15 protein-coding genes are annotated in these 16,537 nt (G+C 67.3%); 11 read left to right on the plus strand and 4 right to left on the minus strand.

The window, feature by feature from the left end; translation table 11 throughout:
• Window positions 1-12 precede the first annotated feature (12 nt).
• The 3 genes from sucD to DX912_RS05405 all read left to right on the plus strand — a co-directional run bounded on the left by sucD (window position 13) and on the right by DX912_RS05405 (window position 3,197).
• Window positions 13-888, plus strand: coding sequence for a succinate--CoA ligase subunit alpha (sucD, locus tag DX912_RS05395; protein ID WP_115841436.1), 876 nt, complete (start codon window positions 13-15; stop codon window positions 886-888).
• A 273-nt stretch (window positions 889-1,161) separates the two neighbouring features.
• Window positions 1,162-1,545 (plus strand): endonuclease domain-containing protein, encoded by a 384-nt coding sequence (locus DX912_RS05400; protein ID WP_115841437.1) that lies wholly within the window; start codon window positions 1,162-1,164, stop codon window positions 1,543-1,545.
• A gap of 17 nt (window positions 1,546-1,562) precedes the next feature.
• The gene (locus DX912_RS05405) at window positions 1,563-3,197 is read left to right on the plus strand and encodes an NAD+ synthase (RefSeq protein ID WP_115841438.1); all 1,635 of its coding nucleotides are present in this window, start codon (window positions 1,563-1,565) and stop codon (window positions 3,195-3,197) included.
• Window positions 3,198-3,387: 190 nt separating this feature from the next.
• Here the strand turns inward: DX912_RS05405 and DX912_RS05410 are convergent, their stop codons facing one another.
• A complete protein-coding gene (locus DX912_RS05410; RefSeq protein ID WP_115841439.1) occupies window positions 3,388-4,233 on the minus strand; it encodes an outer membrane protein assembly factor BamD in 846 nt (281 codons plus the stop codon).
• A gap of 79 nt (window positions 4,234-4,312) precedes the next feature.
• On the opposite strand from DX912_RS05410, the gene rluD reads away from it, so the two are divergent.
• The 7 genes from rluD to gloA all read left to right on the plus strand — a co-directional run bounded on the left by rluD (window position 4,313) and on the right by gloA (window position 9,755).
• A complete protein-coding gene (rluD, locus tag DX912_RS05415; protein WP_115841440.1) occupies window positions 4,313-5,299 on the plus strand; it encodes a 23S rRNA pseudouridine(1911/1915/1917) synthase RluD in 987 nt (328 codons plus the stop codon).
• 4 nt (window positions 5,300-5,303) lie between these two features.
• A complete protein-coding gene (gene pgeF / locus DX912_RS05420; RefSeq protein WP_115841441.1) occupies window positions 5,304-6,059 on the plus strand; it encodes a peptidoglycan editing factor PgeF in 756 nt (251 codons plus the stop codon).
• A complete protein-coding gene (locus DX912_RS05425) occupies window positions 6,056-6,604 on the plus strand; it encodes a DUF4166 domain-containing protein (RefSeq protein WP_115841442.1) in 549 nt (182 codons plus the stop codon). Before pgeF ends, DX912_RS05425 begins: the two co-directional genes overlap by 4 nt.
• Window positions 6,594-7,010: a thiol-disulfide oxidoreductase DCC family protein gene (locus tag DX912_RS05430; protein ID WP_181902712.1), complete on the plus strand. Its 417-nt coding sequence runs from the start codon at window positions 6,594-6,596 to the stop codon at window positions 7,008-7,010. The genes DX912_RS05425 and DX912_RS05430 overlap by 11 nt, the downstream gene beginning before the upstream one ends.
• Window positions 7,007-7,441, plus strand: a complete 435-nt coding sequence (locus DX912_RS05435; protein ID WP_115841444.1) for a DUF3574 domain-containing protein — start codon at window positions 7,007-7,009, stop codon at window positions 7,439-7,441. Before DX912_RS05430 ends, DX912_RS05435 begins: the two co-directional genes overlap by 4 nt.
• A 116-nt stretch (window positions 7,442-7,557) precedes the next feature.
• Window positions 7,558-9,171, plus strand: coding sequence for a SulP family inorganic anion transporter (locus tag DX912_RS05440; RefSeq protein WP_115841445.1), 1,614 nt, complete (start codon window positions 7,558-7,560; stop codon window positions 9,169-9,171).
• Window positions 9,172-9,227: 56 nt separating this feature from the next.
• A complete protein-coding gene (gloA, locus tag DX912_RS05445) occupies window positions 9,228-9,755 on the plus strand; it encodes a lactoylglutathione lyase (protein ID WP_115841446.1) in 528 nt (175 codons plus the stop codon).
• A gap of 46 nt (window positions 9,756-9,801) precedes the next feature.
• On the opposite strand, the gene otsA is transcribed toward gloA, so the two are convergent.
• The 3 genes from otsA to otsB are packed head-to-tail and all read right to left on the minus strand — an operon-like array spanning window position 9,802 to window position 13,752.
• Window positions 9,802-11,172, minus strand: a complete 1,371-nt coding sequence (otsA, locus tag DX912_RS05450) for an alpha,alpha-trehalose-phosphate synthase (UDP-forming) (protein ID WP_115841447.1) — start codon at window positions 11,170-11,172, stop codon at window positions 9,802-9,804.
• A complete protein-coding gene (locus DX912_RS05455; RefSeq protein ID WP_115841448.1) occupies window positions 11,169-12,962 on the minus strand; it encodes a glycoside hydrolase family 15 protein in 1,794 nt (597 codons plus the stop codon). The genes otsA and DX912_RS05455 overlap by 4 nt, the downstream gene beginning before the upstream one ends.
• A 40-nt stretch (window positions 12,963-13,002) precedes the next feature.
• Window positions 13,003-13,752 carry a trehalose-phosphatase gene (gene otsB / locus DX912_RS05460; RefSeq protein ID WP_115841449.1) on the minus strand — a complete coding sequence of 250 codons (750 nt, stop codon included), beginning with the start codon at window positions 13,750-13,752 and terminating at the stop codon, window positions 13,003-13,005.
• Window positions 13,753-13,911: 159 nt separating this feature from the next.
• Between otsB and clpB the strand changes: the two genes are divergently transcribed.
• Complete coding sequence (gene clpB / locus DX912_RS05465; RefSeq protein WP_115841450.1) at window positions 13,912-16,497, plus strand: ATP-dependent chaperone ClpB; 2,586 nt, start codon at window positions 13,912-13,914, stop codon at window positions 16,495-16,497.
• The last annotated feature ends 40 nt before the right edge of the window (window positions 16,498-16,537 follow it).

Below are 16,537 nucleotides of genomic sequence, written 5' to 3' on the forward strand. Positions count from 1 at the left end.
GGGGCTGATGACATGTCCGTTTTGATCAACAAGAACACGAAGGTCATCGTCCAGGGCTTCACCGGCTCGCAGGGCACCTTCCACGCGCAGCAGATGCTGGAATACGGCACCCAGGTCGTCGGCGGCGTCACGCCGGGCAAGGGCGGCACGCAGCACCTCGGCCTGCCGGTCTTCAACACCGTCGCCGAAGCCGTGAAGACCACCGGCGCCGACGCGTCCGTCATCTACGTCCCGCCGCCGTTCGCGGCCGACGCGATCATGGAAGCGGCCGCTGCCGGCATCAAGGTCATCGTGTGCATCACCGAGGGCATCCCGGTGCTGGACATGCTGCGTGCGAAGAACGCGCTGAAGGGCTACCCGGACACCGTGCTGGTCGGCCCGAACTGCCCGGGCGTGATCACGCCGGGCGAGTGCAAGATCGGCATCATGCCGGGCCACATCCACATGCCGGGCAAGATCGGCATCGTGTCGCGCTCGGGCACGCTGACGTATGAAGCCGTGAAGCAGACCACCGACGTCGGCCTCGGCCAGTCGACCTGCATCGGCATCGGCGGCGACCCGATCAACGGCACCAACTTCATCGACGCGCTGAAGCTGTTCCAGGAAGACCCGCAGACCGAAGGCATCATCATGGTCGGCGAGATCGGCGGTTCGGCCGAGGAAGAAGCGGCCGAGTTCATCGCCAAGCACGTGACCAAGCCGGTCGTGGGCTTCATCGCCGGCGCCTCCGCCCCGAAGGGCAAGCGCATGGGCCACGCGGGCGCGATCGCCTCGGGCGGCTCGGGCACGGCGGAAGGCAAGTTCGCCGCGATGGAAAAGGCGGGCGTGACCACGGTGAAGTCGCCCGGCGACCTCGGCGCGGCGATCGCCAAGCGTCTGGCGAAGTAAGCGTTTCTGTACATCGCCGTCAGGAAAAGGCCGCCTTCGGGCGGCCTTTTTCTTTCAGGACTTGGGTCGGAATGTCTCAGCCGATTGCCCTCACCCCAACCCCTCTCCCGTAAACGGGAGAGAGGCTTCGGATCTCTGGGCGTCGGACGCCTCTGACAAGCTGTAGCCCCTCTCCCGCATGCGGGAGAGGGGTTGGGGTGAGGGCAATCGAGGCATCGCCCGATACGACGTCGAAAGCAAGGTCGGCATGTTGTTTCCCTTTCGGGGAAGCACATGCGCCCAGGTCAAAAACGCAACTTCGCGCGCCATCTGCGAAGGGAAATGACCGACGCCGAGCGCCATCTCTGGTTCTTCCTGCGCAATCGAACACTCGTGGGCCACAAGTTCCGTCGCCAGCTTCCGATCGGCCCCTACATCGTCGACTTCGCATGCATCCAGGCAAGGCTGATCGTTGAACTGGACGGTGGCCAGCACGTCAGCGCAGGTGTCGCCGACACGACGAGGACGGCCCATTTACAAAGCCGGGGCTACCGTGTCCTCAGATTCTGGAACAATGACGTTCTGACTCGGACCGACGCAGTGATGATGGCGATCCATTCAGCCCTCGCCGACGGCCCTCACCCCAACCCCTCTCCCGCAGGCGGGAGAGGGGCTTAGTGCGAATCACCCCTCACATGCCGAACCCCCTCCGCATCGCCCTCGCGCAGTTCGACTTTCCCGTCGGTGCCGTCCAGCGCAACGCCGAGCGCATCGCCGCGATGATCGAACAGGCGCGCGACGAATACGGCGCCGACATCGTGCTGTTCCCCGAACTCGCGCTCAGCGGCTATCCGCCCGAAGACCTGCTGCTGCGGCCGTCCTTCCTGGCCGACTGCCAGGCCGAACTCGAGCGCATCGCCACGAACGTGCGCGACATCGTCGCCGTGGTTGGCTGGCCGCAGGCGGCGGGAAGCGTCGTCTACAACGCGGCGAGCGTGCTGCGCGACGGCCACGTCTCGCACACCTATCGCAAGCGCGAACTGCCCAACTACGCGGTGTTCGACGAACGCCGCTACTTCGATGTCGATCCCGATCGCGACGATTGCGTCTTCGACGTCGACGGCGTGCAGGTCGGCCTGCTGGTCTGCGAGGACCTGTGGTTTCCCGAGCCGCTCGCCAGCACGGTGGCGAAGGGCGCCGAGCTCGTGCTCGTCCCGAACGCCTCGCCGTTCGAGCGCGACAAGCATGCCGATCGCGATGCACTGCTGGCCCAGCGCGTGCAGGAAACCGGCGTTGGCCTGGTCTACGTCAACACCGTCGGCGGCCAGGACGCGGTCGTGTTCGATGGTGGCTCGGTCGTAGCCGACGGCGACGGCACCGTGCATCCTGCGGCTGCGGCATTCACCGACCAGTGGCTGGTGGTGGACTTCGATTCCGACTCGCGCCGCTTCTCGCCGGTGCAGTGGATGGAAGACGGGGACGAAAGCCGCGATGCGCTCGCGTGGCGCGCGGTCGTGCGCGGCACGCGCGACTACTTCGCCAAGAACGGCTTCAAGCATGCGTGGCTGGGTCTGTCGGGCGGAATCGATTCCTCGCTCGTGCTGGCGATCGCCGTCGATGCGCTCGGTGCCGAGAACGTCACCGCCGTGCGCATGCCCTCGCGCTACACGGCGGGCATGTCGAACGACCTCGCCGAGGAGCAGTGCCGCATGCAGGGCGTGCGACTGATGACGGTGCCGATCGAGAAGCCGTTCCAGGGCTTCCTCGATGCGCTATCGGAGACCTTCGCCGGCCGGCCGGTCGACACCGCCGAGGAGAACCTGCAGTCGCGCATCCGCGGCGCGCTGCTGATGGCGATGAGCAACAAGTTCGGCGGCCTGCTGCTGACCACCGGCAACAAGAGCGAGTACGCGGTCGGCTACGCGACGATCTACGGCGACATGGCCGGCGGTTACGCGCCGCTGAAGGACATCTACAAGACCGAGGTCTTCGCGCTCGCGCGCTGGCGCAACACGGTGGGCGACCGCGTGATCCCGCAGGCGGTGATCGACCGCCCGCCGTCGGCCGAGCTGCGCGAAAACCAGAAGGACCAAGATTCGCTGCCGCCGTACGACGTGCTCGACGCGATCCTGCTTCGCTACGTCGACCAGGAGCAGTCGCGCGAGGACATCATCGGAGCCGGGTTTGACCAGGCCACGGTGGACCGCGTGTTGCGGCTGGTGCGCATCAGCGAATGGAAGCGCCACCAGGCGGCGCCGGGGCCGAAGGTGTCGCGGCGCGCGTTCGGGCGCGAGCGGCGGTATCCGATCACCAACGGGTACGGACACTGATCGATGCTGTCATTCCCGCGAAGGCGGGAATCCGTCGTGAAGGCACATCACCGTAGGGTGACCTTGATGGATCGCGTGGATGGGTCCCCGCCTCCGCGGGAATGAAAGGTTAGAAGCTCGGCGCGTCGCATTGGCCAAACAAAAACGCCGCCAGAGGGCGGCGTTTTCATTGCGTTTCGATCGACCGGAATCAGTCGTTGTCCAGCGCCGACTTCTCGCCCGCGAACGGATTGAGCTTGCGCCAGTTGCTCGGGTAATCCGGCCACTTGCCGGCGAGGAACGGGTGGCTCGGGTCGTTGAGCTGCAGCACGCGGCGCGCGTCGGCGGCCAGCACTTCGTTGCCCAGGCCCTCGTAGGCGGCGGCTAGCGTGGCCACGGCGTCGTTCTGGTACGAGCTCTGCGGGTAGGTTTCCAGCAGGAACTTGGCGCGCTCGGCCGCGGCGACGTACGCGGTGCGGCGCAGGTAATAGAGCGCCGTGTCGAGCTCGTGGCGGGCGAACATGTCGCGCAGGCCGGCCATGCGGATGCGGGCATCGGGGGCGTAGCGGCTGTTCGGGTAGCGGTCGGCGACGATCGAGAAATCGTTGAACGCCTGCAGCGGCGTCGCCAGGTCGCGGCGGCTGGCGTCCAGCGTCCACACCTTCTGCAGGAACACCGTGTCGCGGCTGGAGTTCGACAGGCCGCGCAGGTAGTACATGTACGCGATGTTCTTGTGCGTCGGGTAGGTGCGGATGAAGCGGTCGATGCTGCTGATCGCGTCGTCGTGCTTGCCTGCCTTGTACTGCGCGTAGGCGGTCTCGACCAGCGCCTGCTCGGTGTACGGGCCGTATGGGTACTGCGCGACCAGGCGCTTGAACGTGGTCTCGGCGGCCGCCCAGTTGCCGTTGGTCATCGACTTGTGGGCCTTTTCGTAGAGCGTCTCGACCGGGACACCCTCGTCCGCATCCTTGTCTTTGAATTTGCTGCAGCCCACGCCGGCGAAGGCAACGATCAGCAGCAGGGCCAGCAGGCGCGAAGGGGCGGAACGTAGGCTCATGGGATCTCGACGGGCGCCGAAGGTACGAAGACCGGATAATAGCAGTCCACACCTGCCTGCCCTGAATCCTGCCCGTCCGATGACCGACCCATCCCCCGCGCCCGCCGCCCCCATGCAGGCGACCGTTCCGGACGCCGCCGCCGGCCGTCGCTTCGACGCGGTCCTGGCCGAGCTGTTCCCGGATTTCTCCCGTTCCCGCCTCGCCGCCTGGATCAAGTCCGGCGACGCCCGCCTCGACGGCCGCGAAGTGCGCCCGCGCGATCCGGTGCGCGGCGGCGAGACGGTCACGCTGCACGCGCAGCTCGACGTCCAGACGCATTCGGAGCCCGAGGACATCGCGCTCGACGTCCTCTACGAGGACGAGCACGTCATCGTGATCAACAAGCCCGCCGGGCTGGTCGTGCATCCGGGCGCGGGCAATCCGGCCGGCACGCTGGTCAACGCGCTGCTGCATCGCGACCCGTCGCTCAACGTGCTGCCGCGCGCGGGCATCGTGCACCGGCTCGACAAAGACACCTCCGGCGTCATGGTCGTCGCGCGCACGCTGCCGGCGCACACGGCGCTGATCGAGCAATTGTCCTCGCGCGAAGTCCACCGCCAGTACCTGGCCGTGGTGGTCGGTTCGCTGGTCTCCGGCGGCACGGCGAACGCGCCGATCGACCGCCATCCGCGCGACCGCATCCGCATGGCGGTGCGCGAGGATGGCCGCGACGCCGTCACGCACTTCCGCCTGCGCGAGCGCTTCCGCGCGCACACGCTGCTGGAATGCCGCCTCGAAACCGGCCGCACGCACCAGATCCGCGTGCACATGGCGCACCTGAAGCATCCGATCGTCGGCGACCCGCTGTACGGCGGCCCGCTGAAACTGCCGCGCGGTGCCACGGAGGACCTCGTCGCGACGCTGCGCGGTTTCAAGCGGCAGGCGCTGCATGCCGAGACGCTGGAGTTCTCGCATCCGGTGACCGGCGAGCCCGTGCGCTGCACCGCGCCGGTTCCGGATGACCTGACGCACCTGGTCCGCGTGCTGCGCGACGACACGGCCGCCGCGGCCGAGAAGGAACGCTGACGCGATGGCCGCCGCCTGGATCGACGCGCAGTGGCCGGCGCCGGCGAACGTGCGTGGCCTGACCACGCTGCGGCACGGCCTGGGTGTATCCAGGCCGCCGTTCGACGACCTCAACCTCGGCCTGCGCGCCGGCGACGAAGCCGAGGCGGTGCAGGCCAACCGCGCATTGCTGGTCGAACACGCGCACTTGCCGTCCGCACCGTGCTGGCTGCGTCAGGTCCACGGCACGCAGGTGCACCGGTTCGATGCGCCTTCGACGGAAGAAGTCGAAGCCGATGCCTCGGTGACATCCGAAGCTGGCGTCGTGCTCGCGATCCTCACCGCCGACTGCCTGCCGGTGCTGTTCTGCGCCGACGATGGCAGCGAGGTCGGCGGCGCACACGCGGGTTGGCGCGGTCTCGCGGGCGGCGTGCTCGAAAACACGCTGGCTGCGATGCGCACCCAACCGGATCGCGTGCAGGCGTGGCTCGGCCCTGCCGCCGGGCCGCAGGCGTACGAAATCGGGCGCGAGGTCTTCGACGCGTTCGTCGCGAACGATGTCGGGGCGGAAAGCGCCTTCGTCGCCACGCGGCCGGATCACTGGCGCGTGGATCTCTACGCACTCGCGCGGCGTCGCCTGCAGGCCGCCGGCATGCGCGCCGATCGCATCCGCGGCGGCGGCCTGTGCACGATTTCCGATCCGCAACGCTTCTTCTCGCACCGTCGCGACCAGCGCGGCGGACGCATGGCCTCGCTGGTCTGGATCGAGCCTCGCGGATGAGCGCTTCAGCGCCGACGCCGCTGTACCGTCAGCTGCTTCCGGCGCGTTTCGATGACCTGCCGCGGACGTTGCGCGTATTGCACGAACGCGCCGGGTTTCATCGTTATCGCGGCAAGGTCGAGGTCGAGCGCGGCCATGGCGTGTTCTCGCGCCTGTTTGCGTGGGCGACGCGCTTGCCGGTTGCAGGGCGAGGCACGATCGACGTCGAGATCGACAGCGGCCCGCATCACGAACGCTGGGCGCGCATCATCAAAGGGCGCGCCATGCGCTCGCGCCTTTGGGTCGACGACGGGCTGCTGTGCGAACGCCTGGGCCTGGTGACGTTCGGATTCCGCCTCGACGTCGAGCCGCTCGGTGCCGGCAATTCAATCGTGTGGCGTGTGGCGAAAGTGCGTGCGCTAGGCGCGCCATTACCGCCGCGCTGGTTCGATGAAGTCATTGCACGCGAGTACGAACGCGACCGCCGTTACCGTTTCGACGTGTTCGCGACGATGCCGTGGATCGGCCGGCTCGTGCATTACCGGGGGTGGCTGGATGTCGAGTGAACTTCAGGGCAGCGGCGCCGTGATCGTCTTCGACGGTGTATGCGTGCTGTGCAACGGCTGGGTGCGCTTCCTGCTCCGGCATGACGTGCGCGGCCGTTACCGCTTTGCGGCGATGCAGGGCGAAACCGGTCGTGCGCTGCTGTTCGCGCATGGGCTGGACGCTGACGACCCAGCGTCGTTCCTGCTGGTCGAGAATGGCATCGCGTGGACCGACACGGACGCGATGATGCGTGTGCTGTCCGGCCTCGGCGGCGCATGGCGGCTCGCCACGCTGCTGCGCGTGTTGCCGCGCGGCATGCGCGACCGCCTGTACCGCTGGTTCGCGCGCAACCGGTATCGGGTATTCGGTCGATACGACGCCTGCGCGTTGCCGCCGCCGGGCCAGATGGCGAGATTCCTTCCATGACGCGCTTCCGCATTCTGCTTGCGACGTTGCTCTTCGCCGCGGTGCTGAACGGCTGCGCGACGACCGCCTCGATGCACGGCGATGCGTCCCGGCCCGCGCAATCGTCCGGCTGGATCCGCAGCGAGCTGTACTTCGCCGTCGGCAACGAGGACGGCACCGGCGTGATCGACGATGCGCGGTGGCGCGCGTTCCTCGATGCCGAAGTCACGCCGCGCTTTCCCGATGGGCTGACGGTGCTGGATGGGTACGGCCAGTGGCGCTTCCAGCAGGACGGACGCCTGGTGCGGCAACGCGTCAAGGTGCTCGTGGTGCTGCACGAGGACGGCGCCAGGCGGCGGGAGGACATCGAGGCGATCCGCCTCGCGTGGAAGCGCATGACCGGGCACGAGTCGGTGCTGTGGGCCCGCTCGGCGGTCGAGGTTTCGTTCTAGACGCAAGCGCCGACAGACGCGCCATCGCGGCACGCGCATGTCGTCATTCCGGATCCTTCGGGCGGGGAAGGGGGCAAAGCCGCTACGATCCGCCCATCCCACGCCGCGAGCCCTCCATGCCGCCCATCACCCAACGCCGCTGGTTCGTCCCCGGCGACCTCAATGGCTTCTTCGGCCTGGTCGTCGACAACCTGTCGATCCTGGGCTTCATCTCCGCCGCGTTGATCGGCATCTTCGGCTTCCCGGCCGACGTCGTGTTCACGCGCATGTTCCCCGGCACGGCATTCGGCGTGCTGATCGGCAACCTGATCTACACGTGGATGGCGCATCGCCTCGCGCGCGAGAGCGGACGCAGCGACGTTACCGCGATGCCGCTCGGCCTCGATGCGCCGACCAGCATCGGCATGGCGTTGCTGGTGCTCGGCCCGGCATTCGTGGCGTTCAAGCAGCAGGGCATGGACGAAGCGGCGGCGGCCAACGCCACCTGGCAGCTCGGCATGGCGTCGCTGGTCGTGATGGGGCTGCTCAAACTCGTGCTGTCGTTCTTCGGCGATGCCATCACGCGGGCGGTGCCGCGCGCGGCGCTGCTGGGCTCCATCGGCGGCGCGGCGCTTGCGCTGCTGGGCTTCCTGCCGCTGATCGAAACGCTGCGCTCGCCGGTCGTGGGCCTCGTCACCTTCGGCCTGCTGATGTATGTGCTGGTGGCGAAGGGCAAGCTGCCGATCCGCATGCCCGGCGTGCTGTTCGCCTTCATCGTCGGCACCGTGCTGTATTACGGGCTCGGCATCGCCGGCCTCGGCACGCCGGGCTTCAAGCTGCCCGACGCCGCACCGCTGCGCTTCACGCTGCCGCTGCCGACGCTGCAGTTCCTCGACGGTTTGCCGTACACCGTCCCGTACCTTCCGCTGCTGCTCCCGTTCGGCCTGCTGATGGTGGTCGGCGGGATCAACGTGAGCGAAAGCGCGCGCGCTGCCGGCGACAATTACCGCACGCGCGACGTGCTGCTCGCCGAAGCGGTGGCGACACTGGTCGCGGGCTTCTGCGGCGGCGTCGCGCAGACCACGCCGTACATCGGCCAGCCTGCGTACAAGCACATGGGCGCGCGCATGGGCTACACGCTGCTGACGGGTCTTTTCATCGGTCTCGGCGGCATCTTCGGTTACGTGTCGGGGCTGGTGCAGTGGCTGCCGATCGCCGTGCTCGCGCCGATCATCGTCTACGTCGGCATGGACATCACCGTGCAGGCATTCCACGACAGCCCGCGTCGGCACGCGCTCGCGGTCGCGCTGGCGTTCCTGCCGTCGGTCGCCTACCTGCTGGTGATCAAGCTGGGCAATCCGGCGTGGATCGCGCCGGATCGATTCGCCGCGCTGTACGAAGGCGTCGACGGTCACGGCCTGCCGGACCTCGCGACGATCGTGACGCTCGGCAACGGCTTCATCATCACCGCGATGATCTGGTCCACCGCGCTGGTGGCGATGATCGACCACCGCTTCCGCCGCGCCGCCGTGGTGCTGCTGATCGGCGCCGTGCTGACGCTGTTCGGCTTCATCCACTCGGTCGATCCGCGCGGCAGTATCTACTGGCCGTGGATGCTCGACGGCCTGCGTCGCGCCATCGCGTGGCAGTTCGCCGGCGCGTACGTTGCGCTGGCTGTGCTGCTGGGGCTGCTGTCGTTGCAGCGGCAGTCCCCGCCGGAGCATCTGGAATCGACCGACCGCGCACATTGATCGCGCGGCCTTCCGGCCTTATCTCGTTATCCCGATCCCCCACGAAGAACCGATCCATGTCCCTGCAGGAACAAATCAACGCCACCCCGGGCGTCGCCGCGCGCGATGCGGCCACGCACGGTTTCGTCTTCAACCACACGATGCTGCGCGTGAAGGACATCGCGAAGTCGCTGGACTTCTACACGCGCGTGCTCGGTTTCACGCTGGTGCGCCGGCGCGATTTCGATGAGGCGAAGTTCAGCCTGTACTTCCTGGTGCTGGTGGATGACCCGTCGCAGATCCCCGCCGAAGAACCTGCGCGCGGCCAGTGGCTGCTGAGCCAGCGCGGCGTGCTCGAACTCACGCACAACCACGGCACCGAGTCCGATGCGGAATTCCGCTACCACGACGGCAACGCCGAGCCGCGCGGCTTCGGTCATATCTGCGTGTCGGTGCCGGACGTGGAAGCGGCGTGCGCGCGCTTCGAGCAACTTGGCGTCGCGTTCCAGAAGCGCCTGACCGACGGACGCATGAAGGACATCGCCTTCATCAAGGATCCCGACGGTTACTGGGTGGAGATCCTGCAGCCCACCGCGCGCGTTTGATCTCGAGCCCTCTCCCGCGTGCGGGTGAGGGCTGCAGGGAGCCGCCCTAGATCGGCTCCCGCAATGCCGCCAGGTACTTCCGGCGCCAGGCCGTGATGTCGTTCTCGCGCAACACGGCCATCATCGTTTCGTAGCGCTCGCGGCGTTCTTCCAGCGGCATTTCCATCGCGGTGGCGAGCGCGTCGGCAACGCCGTCCATGTCGTAGGGATTGACCAGCAGCGCCGCGCCGAGCTCGCGCGCGGCGCCTGCAAAGGTCGACAGCACGAGCACGCCGGGATCCTTCGGGTCCTGCGCGGCCACGTACTCCTTCGCCACCAGGTTCATGCCGTCGCGCAGCGGCGTCACCAGCCCCACGCGCGAAAGCCGGTAGAAACCGGTCAACGTTGGATGCGGGTAGTTGCGGTTGACGTAGCGCACCGGCGTCCAGTCGGGCTCGGCGTGCGCGCCGTTTATGTGGCCCGACAACTGCTCCAGCTCGCTGCGCAGCTTCTGGTATTCGAGCACCTCGCCGCGCGAGACCGGCGCGATCTGCAGGAACGTCAGCTTGCCGCGGTGTTCGGGATGGCGCTTCAGGAATCGCCCGAAGGAACGGAAGCGTTCCGGTAGTCCCTTCGAATAATCCAGCCGGTCCACGCCGATCGCGAGCTCGCGCCCGGACAGGCTCGTCGCCAGCCGCTTTACGCCGACCTTGCTTGCGGCCGCGCGCGCCTGTTCCTCGATCTGCGCGGTGTCGATGCTGATCGGGAACGCGCCCGCGCGCAGGCGCTTGCCCTTGTGCGTTTCGAGCACGCCGTGCGAGATCACGCGGCCGCGGCCGAACAGGCGCACGTAGTCCTGGAAGCGCTCCAGGTCGCGCTCGGTCTGGAAGCCGATGAGGTCGTACGACGACAGGCCTTCGAACAGCCGCTCGTGCTGCGGCAGCGCGGCGAGCAGGTCCGACGAGGGCATCGGCACGTGCAGGAAGAAGCCCAGCCGGCACTTCACGCCGAGCTCGCGCAGCAGCTTCGCCATCGGGATCAGGTGGTAGTCATGGATCCAGACGATGTCGTCGTCGCGCAGCAAGGGCGCGAGCTTCTCGGCGAACAGCGCATTGACGCGGCGATACGCGGCGTAGGTGATGCGGCTGTAGTCGACCAGGTCCACGCGGAAATGCAGCAGCGGCCACAGCGTGCGGTTGGCGAAGCCGTTGTAGTAGTCGTCGTGGTCGCGCTTGGACAGATCGACCGTGACGTAACGGATGTTGCCGGCGTCGTGTTCGTGCACCTGCCCGGAATCGCTCGGGTCGATGCGGCCGCTCCAGCCGAACCACATACCGCCGGTTTCCTCCAGCGCGGCCTGCAGGGCCACCGCCAATCCGCCGGCACTGCTGACTCCAGGGACCGCAACCCGATTCGAAACGACGACCAGACGACTCATGCCGCATCCTGCCAGGGCCGCGACAGGCGCATGGCGGCGTTGATGAGACCGACGTGTGAGTACGTCTGCGGGAAATTGCCCCACGCTTCGCCGCCGTCGAATTCCAGGTCTTCCGACAGCAGGCCGAGGTGGTTGCGCCGCGCGAGGATGCGCTCGAACAGCGACCTCGCTTCCTCGTGCCTGCCGATCGACGCGAGCGCGTCGATGTACCAGAAGGTGCAGATCGTGAAGCTCGTTTCCGGCGCGCCGAAATCGTCGGGCATCACGTAGCGGAACAGCGCGTCGCCGCGCTTGAGGCCCTTGCCGATAGCCTCGACGGTGCGGACGAAACGCGGGTCGTCCGGTTTGACGAAGCCGAGATCGGCGAGCAGCAGCAGCGAGGCGTCGAGGCGATTGCCGTCGAGGGATTCGACGAAATGCCCTAGTTCCTCGTTGTACGCATGCGCGACGATGCGCGCGTGCATCTCGTCCGCGCGCTGGCGCCACAACTGAACTTGCGGTGCGAGCTTCAGGTGCACGGCAATGCGCGCGAGCCGGTCGCACGCGGCCCAGCACATCACGCTGGAATAGGTATGCACTTCCTCGCGGCCGCGGAATTCCCACAGCCCCGCGTCGGGCTTGTCGTGCAGCGCGTAGGCGGCTTCGCCCACGGGCTCGAGTCGGGCGAAGATCGAGGCGTCGCCCACGCGCGCCAGTCGCGTATCGAAGAACAGCTGCGTGGTGGCAAGCACCACGCTGCCGTACACGTCGTGCTGCTTCTGCAGCCACGCCAGGTTTCCGCGTCGTACCGGGCCCATGCCGCGATAACCGGCGAGCGATTCGACTTCCGATTCGGCCAGCTGCCGTTCGTAGCCGATGCCGTAGAGCGGTTGCAGCTCGCCATCGTCCGACGCGATGTTGGCGAGGTAACGCAGGTACTCCTCCATCGTGCGCGTCGCGCCGAGGCGGTTGAGCGCGCGCACGACGAAGGCCGAATCACGCAGCCAGCAGAAGCGGTAATCCCAGTTGCGCACGGTGTTCGCCGCCTCGGGGATCGAGGTCGTCATCGCGGCGACGATGGCGCCGGTCTCGTCGTACTGGCACAGCTTGAGCGTGATCGCGCTGCGGATCACCGCCTCCTGCCATTCCAGCGGAATGGAAAGATTGCGCACCCAGCTGCGCCAGTAATTGAGCGTCTGCTCTTCGGCCATGCGCACGAAGCCCGACACCGACTGCGTCAGGGTTTCGTCCGGGCCGAGCACGAAATGCGCATCGCGATCGAGCACGAACGGCAGCGAATCGCGTACCAGGCGCACGGGGACGTCGCTGGTCATGCGCAGCGTGAATTCGGGAATGAGGTAGCGGATGTGGTTGCTGCCCCACGTCGTTTCCGGCTTCACCGAACCGTACTCGGCGAGCGGGCGCAGGTGCACGCGGATGCGCGGCGTGCCCGACAGCGGACGCAGGCGGCGCATCAGCATCACCGGACGGTAGAAGCGGTCGTTCTGGTGCCAGCGCGGGGCGAAGTCGACGATCTCCACCGCACCGCCGTTCGCGTCGCGCAACACGGTGCGCAGCATCGCGGTGTTGGGGATGTAGGACTGCTCGGCCGACACGAAGCCTTCCAGTTCGATCGACCAGTCGCCGCCTTCGTGTTCGCGCGGCGAAAGCAGGCCGCAGAAGACCGGGTCGCCGTCGAACGCCGGCACGCAGCCCCACACGATGCGCGCGTGCTGGTCGACGAGCGCGGCGATGCTGCAGTTGCCGATCAGGCCAAGCTCGAGGCTCGAAGGAAGGGCGGTCGGGCTCATCCGTTCTCCAGGTCTGTGATCACGTTGCGTGATGCGTGGGTCATGCGAGGTCGAGGCCTTCCTCCAGCCACGCGCGCACCGCGGCCGGATCGTGCAGCGCGTAGCGCGCCGCGCTCGGTTGGCGCGAGCCCACGAGCACGCCGAAGCCCGCATGGCTGCAGACCGCCTGGAACGCGTGTTCGTCGGTCAGGTCGTCGCCCACGAACACCGGACGTCGGCCGTGGAACGGCGGATGCGCGAGCAGGTCGACCACCGCGCTGCCCTTGTGGGCGCCATCGGGACGCAGTTCCACGACCATGTTCCCGTGCTGCAGGTGATAGCCGGGCAGCTCGATCAGGATCGAGTCGGCGTACTGGCGCAGCAGGTCTTCCGCGTCGGGCGCGGCACGCCAGTGCAGCGCGATCGTGGTGCCCTTGTCCTCGACGCGCGCGCCCGGATACCGCTGAGCAAGCGCCCGGCCCCAGGCCACGGCCTGGTCGAGCGCCACCGGGCGCGGATGGCGTTCCTGGTGCCCGTCCTCGCGCCGTTCCAGCCCGTGCAGGCCGACGGCGGGCAGTTTCAGCGGGGCGAACAGCTCATCCAGCTGCGCCAGGCGCCGGCCGCTCACCAGCGCGAGCGCGCCATCCAAGCGCCCGTGCAGCACGGCGAGCACATCGATGAGGCCCGGGTCCACCGCCACGTCGCCCGGAACATCGGCGAAATCCAGCAGCGTGCCGTCGACATCGAGGAACAGCGCCCATTCGGAGGACACCGCGGGCGGGGCGGGCAGGGAGAGGGTCGGCGTGGACATGCACGCATTGTGAACACGGGCATGTCAGCATGAAGTGGACGCGTCGTAATGACGGCGATCCGCGGGCCCGGGCGTTGAATCGGGCAAGGCGAGCCCGCATCTGGTGCACATCCGCGGTCGCGTATTGCCGGCCGCCACCAAGTGACAAGGGAATCCTCCATGCGAATGGACAAACTCACCTCGCGCTTCCAGCAGGCACTGCAGGACGCGCAGTCGCTGGCGCTCGGCCGCGACCACACCATCATCGAACCCGTGCACCTGATGACGGCGCTGCTCGACCAGGACGGCGGCAGCACGCGCCCGCTGCTCGCGCAGGCCGGCGTCAACGTGCCGCTGCTGCGCGAACGCCTCGGCGAAGCGCTGGAAAAGCTGCCGAAAGTGACGGGACAGGCCGGGCAGATCAGCGTCGGCAACGACCTGTCGCGCCTGCTCAATGTCACCGACAAGCTCGCGCAGCAGCGCGGCGATGCGTTCATCGCCAGCGAACTCTTCGTGCTGGCCGCGCTGGACGACAACGGCGACGTCGGCCGCGCACTGAAGGCCGCCGGCGCCAGCAAGGACAAACTCGAAGCGGCCATCGCCAAGGTCCGCGGAGGCGAAAGCGTGCAGTCCGAAAATGCCGAAGACCAGCGCCAGGCGCTGGAGAAGTACACCATCGACCTCACCGCGCGCGCGGAGAACGGAAAGCTCGATCCGGTTATCGGTCGCGATGAGGAGATCCGTCGCACCATCCAGGTGCTGCAGCGTCGCACCAAGAACAATCCGGTGCTGATCGGCGAACCCGGCGTGGGCAAGACGGCGATCGTCGAAGGCCTCGCGCAGCGCATCATCAACGGCGAAGTGCCCGAAGGCCTGCGCGGAAAGCGCGTGCTTTCGCTCGACATGGGCGCGTTGATCGCCGGTGCGAAGTTCCGCGGCGAATTCGAGGAGCGCCTGAAGGCCGTGCTCAACGACCTGGCGAAGAACGAAGGCCAGATCATCCTGTTCATCGACGAACTGCACACGATGGTCGGCGCCGGCAAGGCCGAAGGCGCGATGGACGCCGGCAACATGCTCAAGCCCGCGCTCGCGCGTGGCGAGCTGCACTGCATCGGTGCCACGACGCTGGACGAATACCGCCAGTACATCGAGAAGGACGCCGCGCTCGAACGCCGCTTCCAGAAGGTGTTCGTCGGCGAGCCGAGCGTGGAAGACACCATCGCGATCCTGCGCGGACTGAAGGAGAAGTACGCCGTGCACCACGGCGTGGAGATCACCGATCCGGCGATCGTCGCCGCGGCCACGCTGTCCAACCGCTACATCAGCGATCGCCAGCTGCCGGACAAGGCCATCGACCTGATGGACGAGGCGGCATCGCGCATCCGCATGGAGATCGACTCCAAGCCGGAGGAGCTCGATCGCAAGGAACGTCGACTCATCCAGCTCAAGATCCAGCGCGAGGCGCTGAAGAAGGAGAAGGACGCCGAATCCCGTCAGCGACTGGCCGACCTGGAAGACGAGATCGCGCGCCTGGAGCGCGAGTTCAACGACCTGGAAGAAGTGTGGAGGGCCGAAAAGGCCACGCTGCAGGGTGCCACGAAGATCAAGGAGCAGATCGAGCAGGCCAAGCTCGAACTCGAAGCCGCGCAGCGCCGGCAGGACTTCGCGAAGATGAGCGAGATCCAGTACGGCACGCTGCCCGAACTCGAAAAGCAGCTGCGCGCCGCGCAGGAGGCCGAAACCAAGGGCTTCACGCTGCTGCAGGACAAAGTGACCGCGGAGGAAATCGCCGAGGTCGTCGCGCGCTGGACGGGCATTCCGGTCAGCAAGATGCTCGAAGGCGAGCGCGAGAAACTGCTGCGCATGGAAGAGCAGCTGCACACGCGCGTGGTCGGGCAGGAAGAGGCGATCAAGGTCGTGTCCGACGCGGTGCGTCGTTCGCGCGCGGGGTTGTCGGATCCGAACCGGCCGTCGGGCTCGTTCCTGTTCCTCGGCCCGACGGGCGTGGGCAAGACGGAACTGTGCAAGGCGCTGGCCGAATTCCTGTTCGACTCCTCCGATGCGATGGTGCGCATCGACATGAGCGAGTTCATGGAGAAGCACTCGGTGAGCCGCCTCGTCGGCGCGCCCCCGGGCTACGTCGGCTATGAAGAGGGCGGTTACCTCACCGAAGCGGTGCGTCGTCGCCCGTACAGCGTGATCCTGCTCGACGAAGTCGAGAAGGCGCATCCGGACGTGTTCAACATCCTGTTGCAGGTGCTGGACGATGGCCGCCTCACCGACGGCCAGGGCCGCACGGTGGATTTCCGCAACACGGTCATCGTGATGACGAGCAACCTCGGCAGCCAGATGATCCAGGAGATGTCTGGCGACGATACGCCGCAGGCCTACCTGCAGATGAAGAGCGCGGTGATGGGCGTGGTGCAGTCGCACTTCCGTCCGGAGTTCATCAATCGCCTCGACGACATCGTCGTCTTCCATCCGCTGGACAAGCAGCAGATTCGCCAGATCGCGCGCATCCAGCTCAACGGACTGGAAAAGCGCCTCGCCGAGCGCGGCCTGAAGCTGGTGCTGTCGGACGATGCGCTGAACCTGCTCGGCAACGTCGGCTTCGATCCGGTCTACGGCGCGCGTCCGTTGAAGCGGGCGATCCAGCAGCAGCTGGAGAATCCGCTGGCATCGAAGATCCTCGCCGGCGAGTTCACCAGCGGCGACACAGTGCACGTCGAAGCGCAGGGCGGGCAGCCGGTATTCCGCAGGGACTGACACGCGTCGGCATCGACGAGCGCCGCCAACGAAAGCCCCG

Origin of the sequence: Lysobacter soli, from assembly GCF_003382285.1 — a bacterium.
In the GTDB taxonomy this organism is placed as follows: Bacteria; Pseudomonadota; Gammaproteobacteria; order Xanthomonadales; family Xanthomonadaceae; genus Lysobacter_J; species Lysobacter_J soli.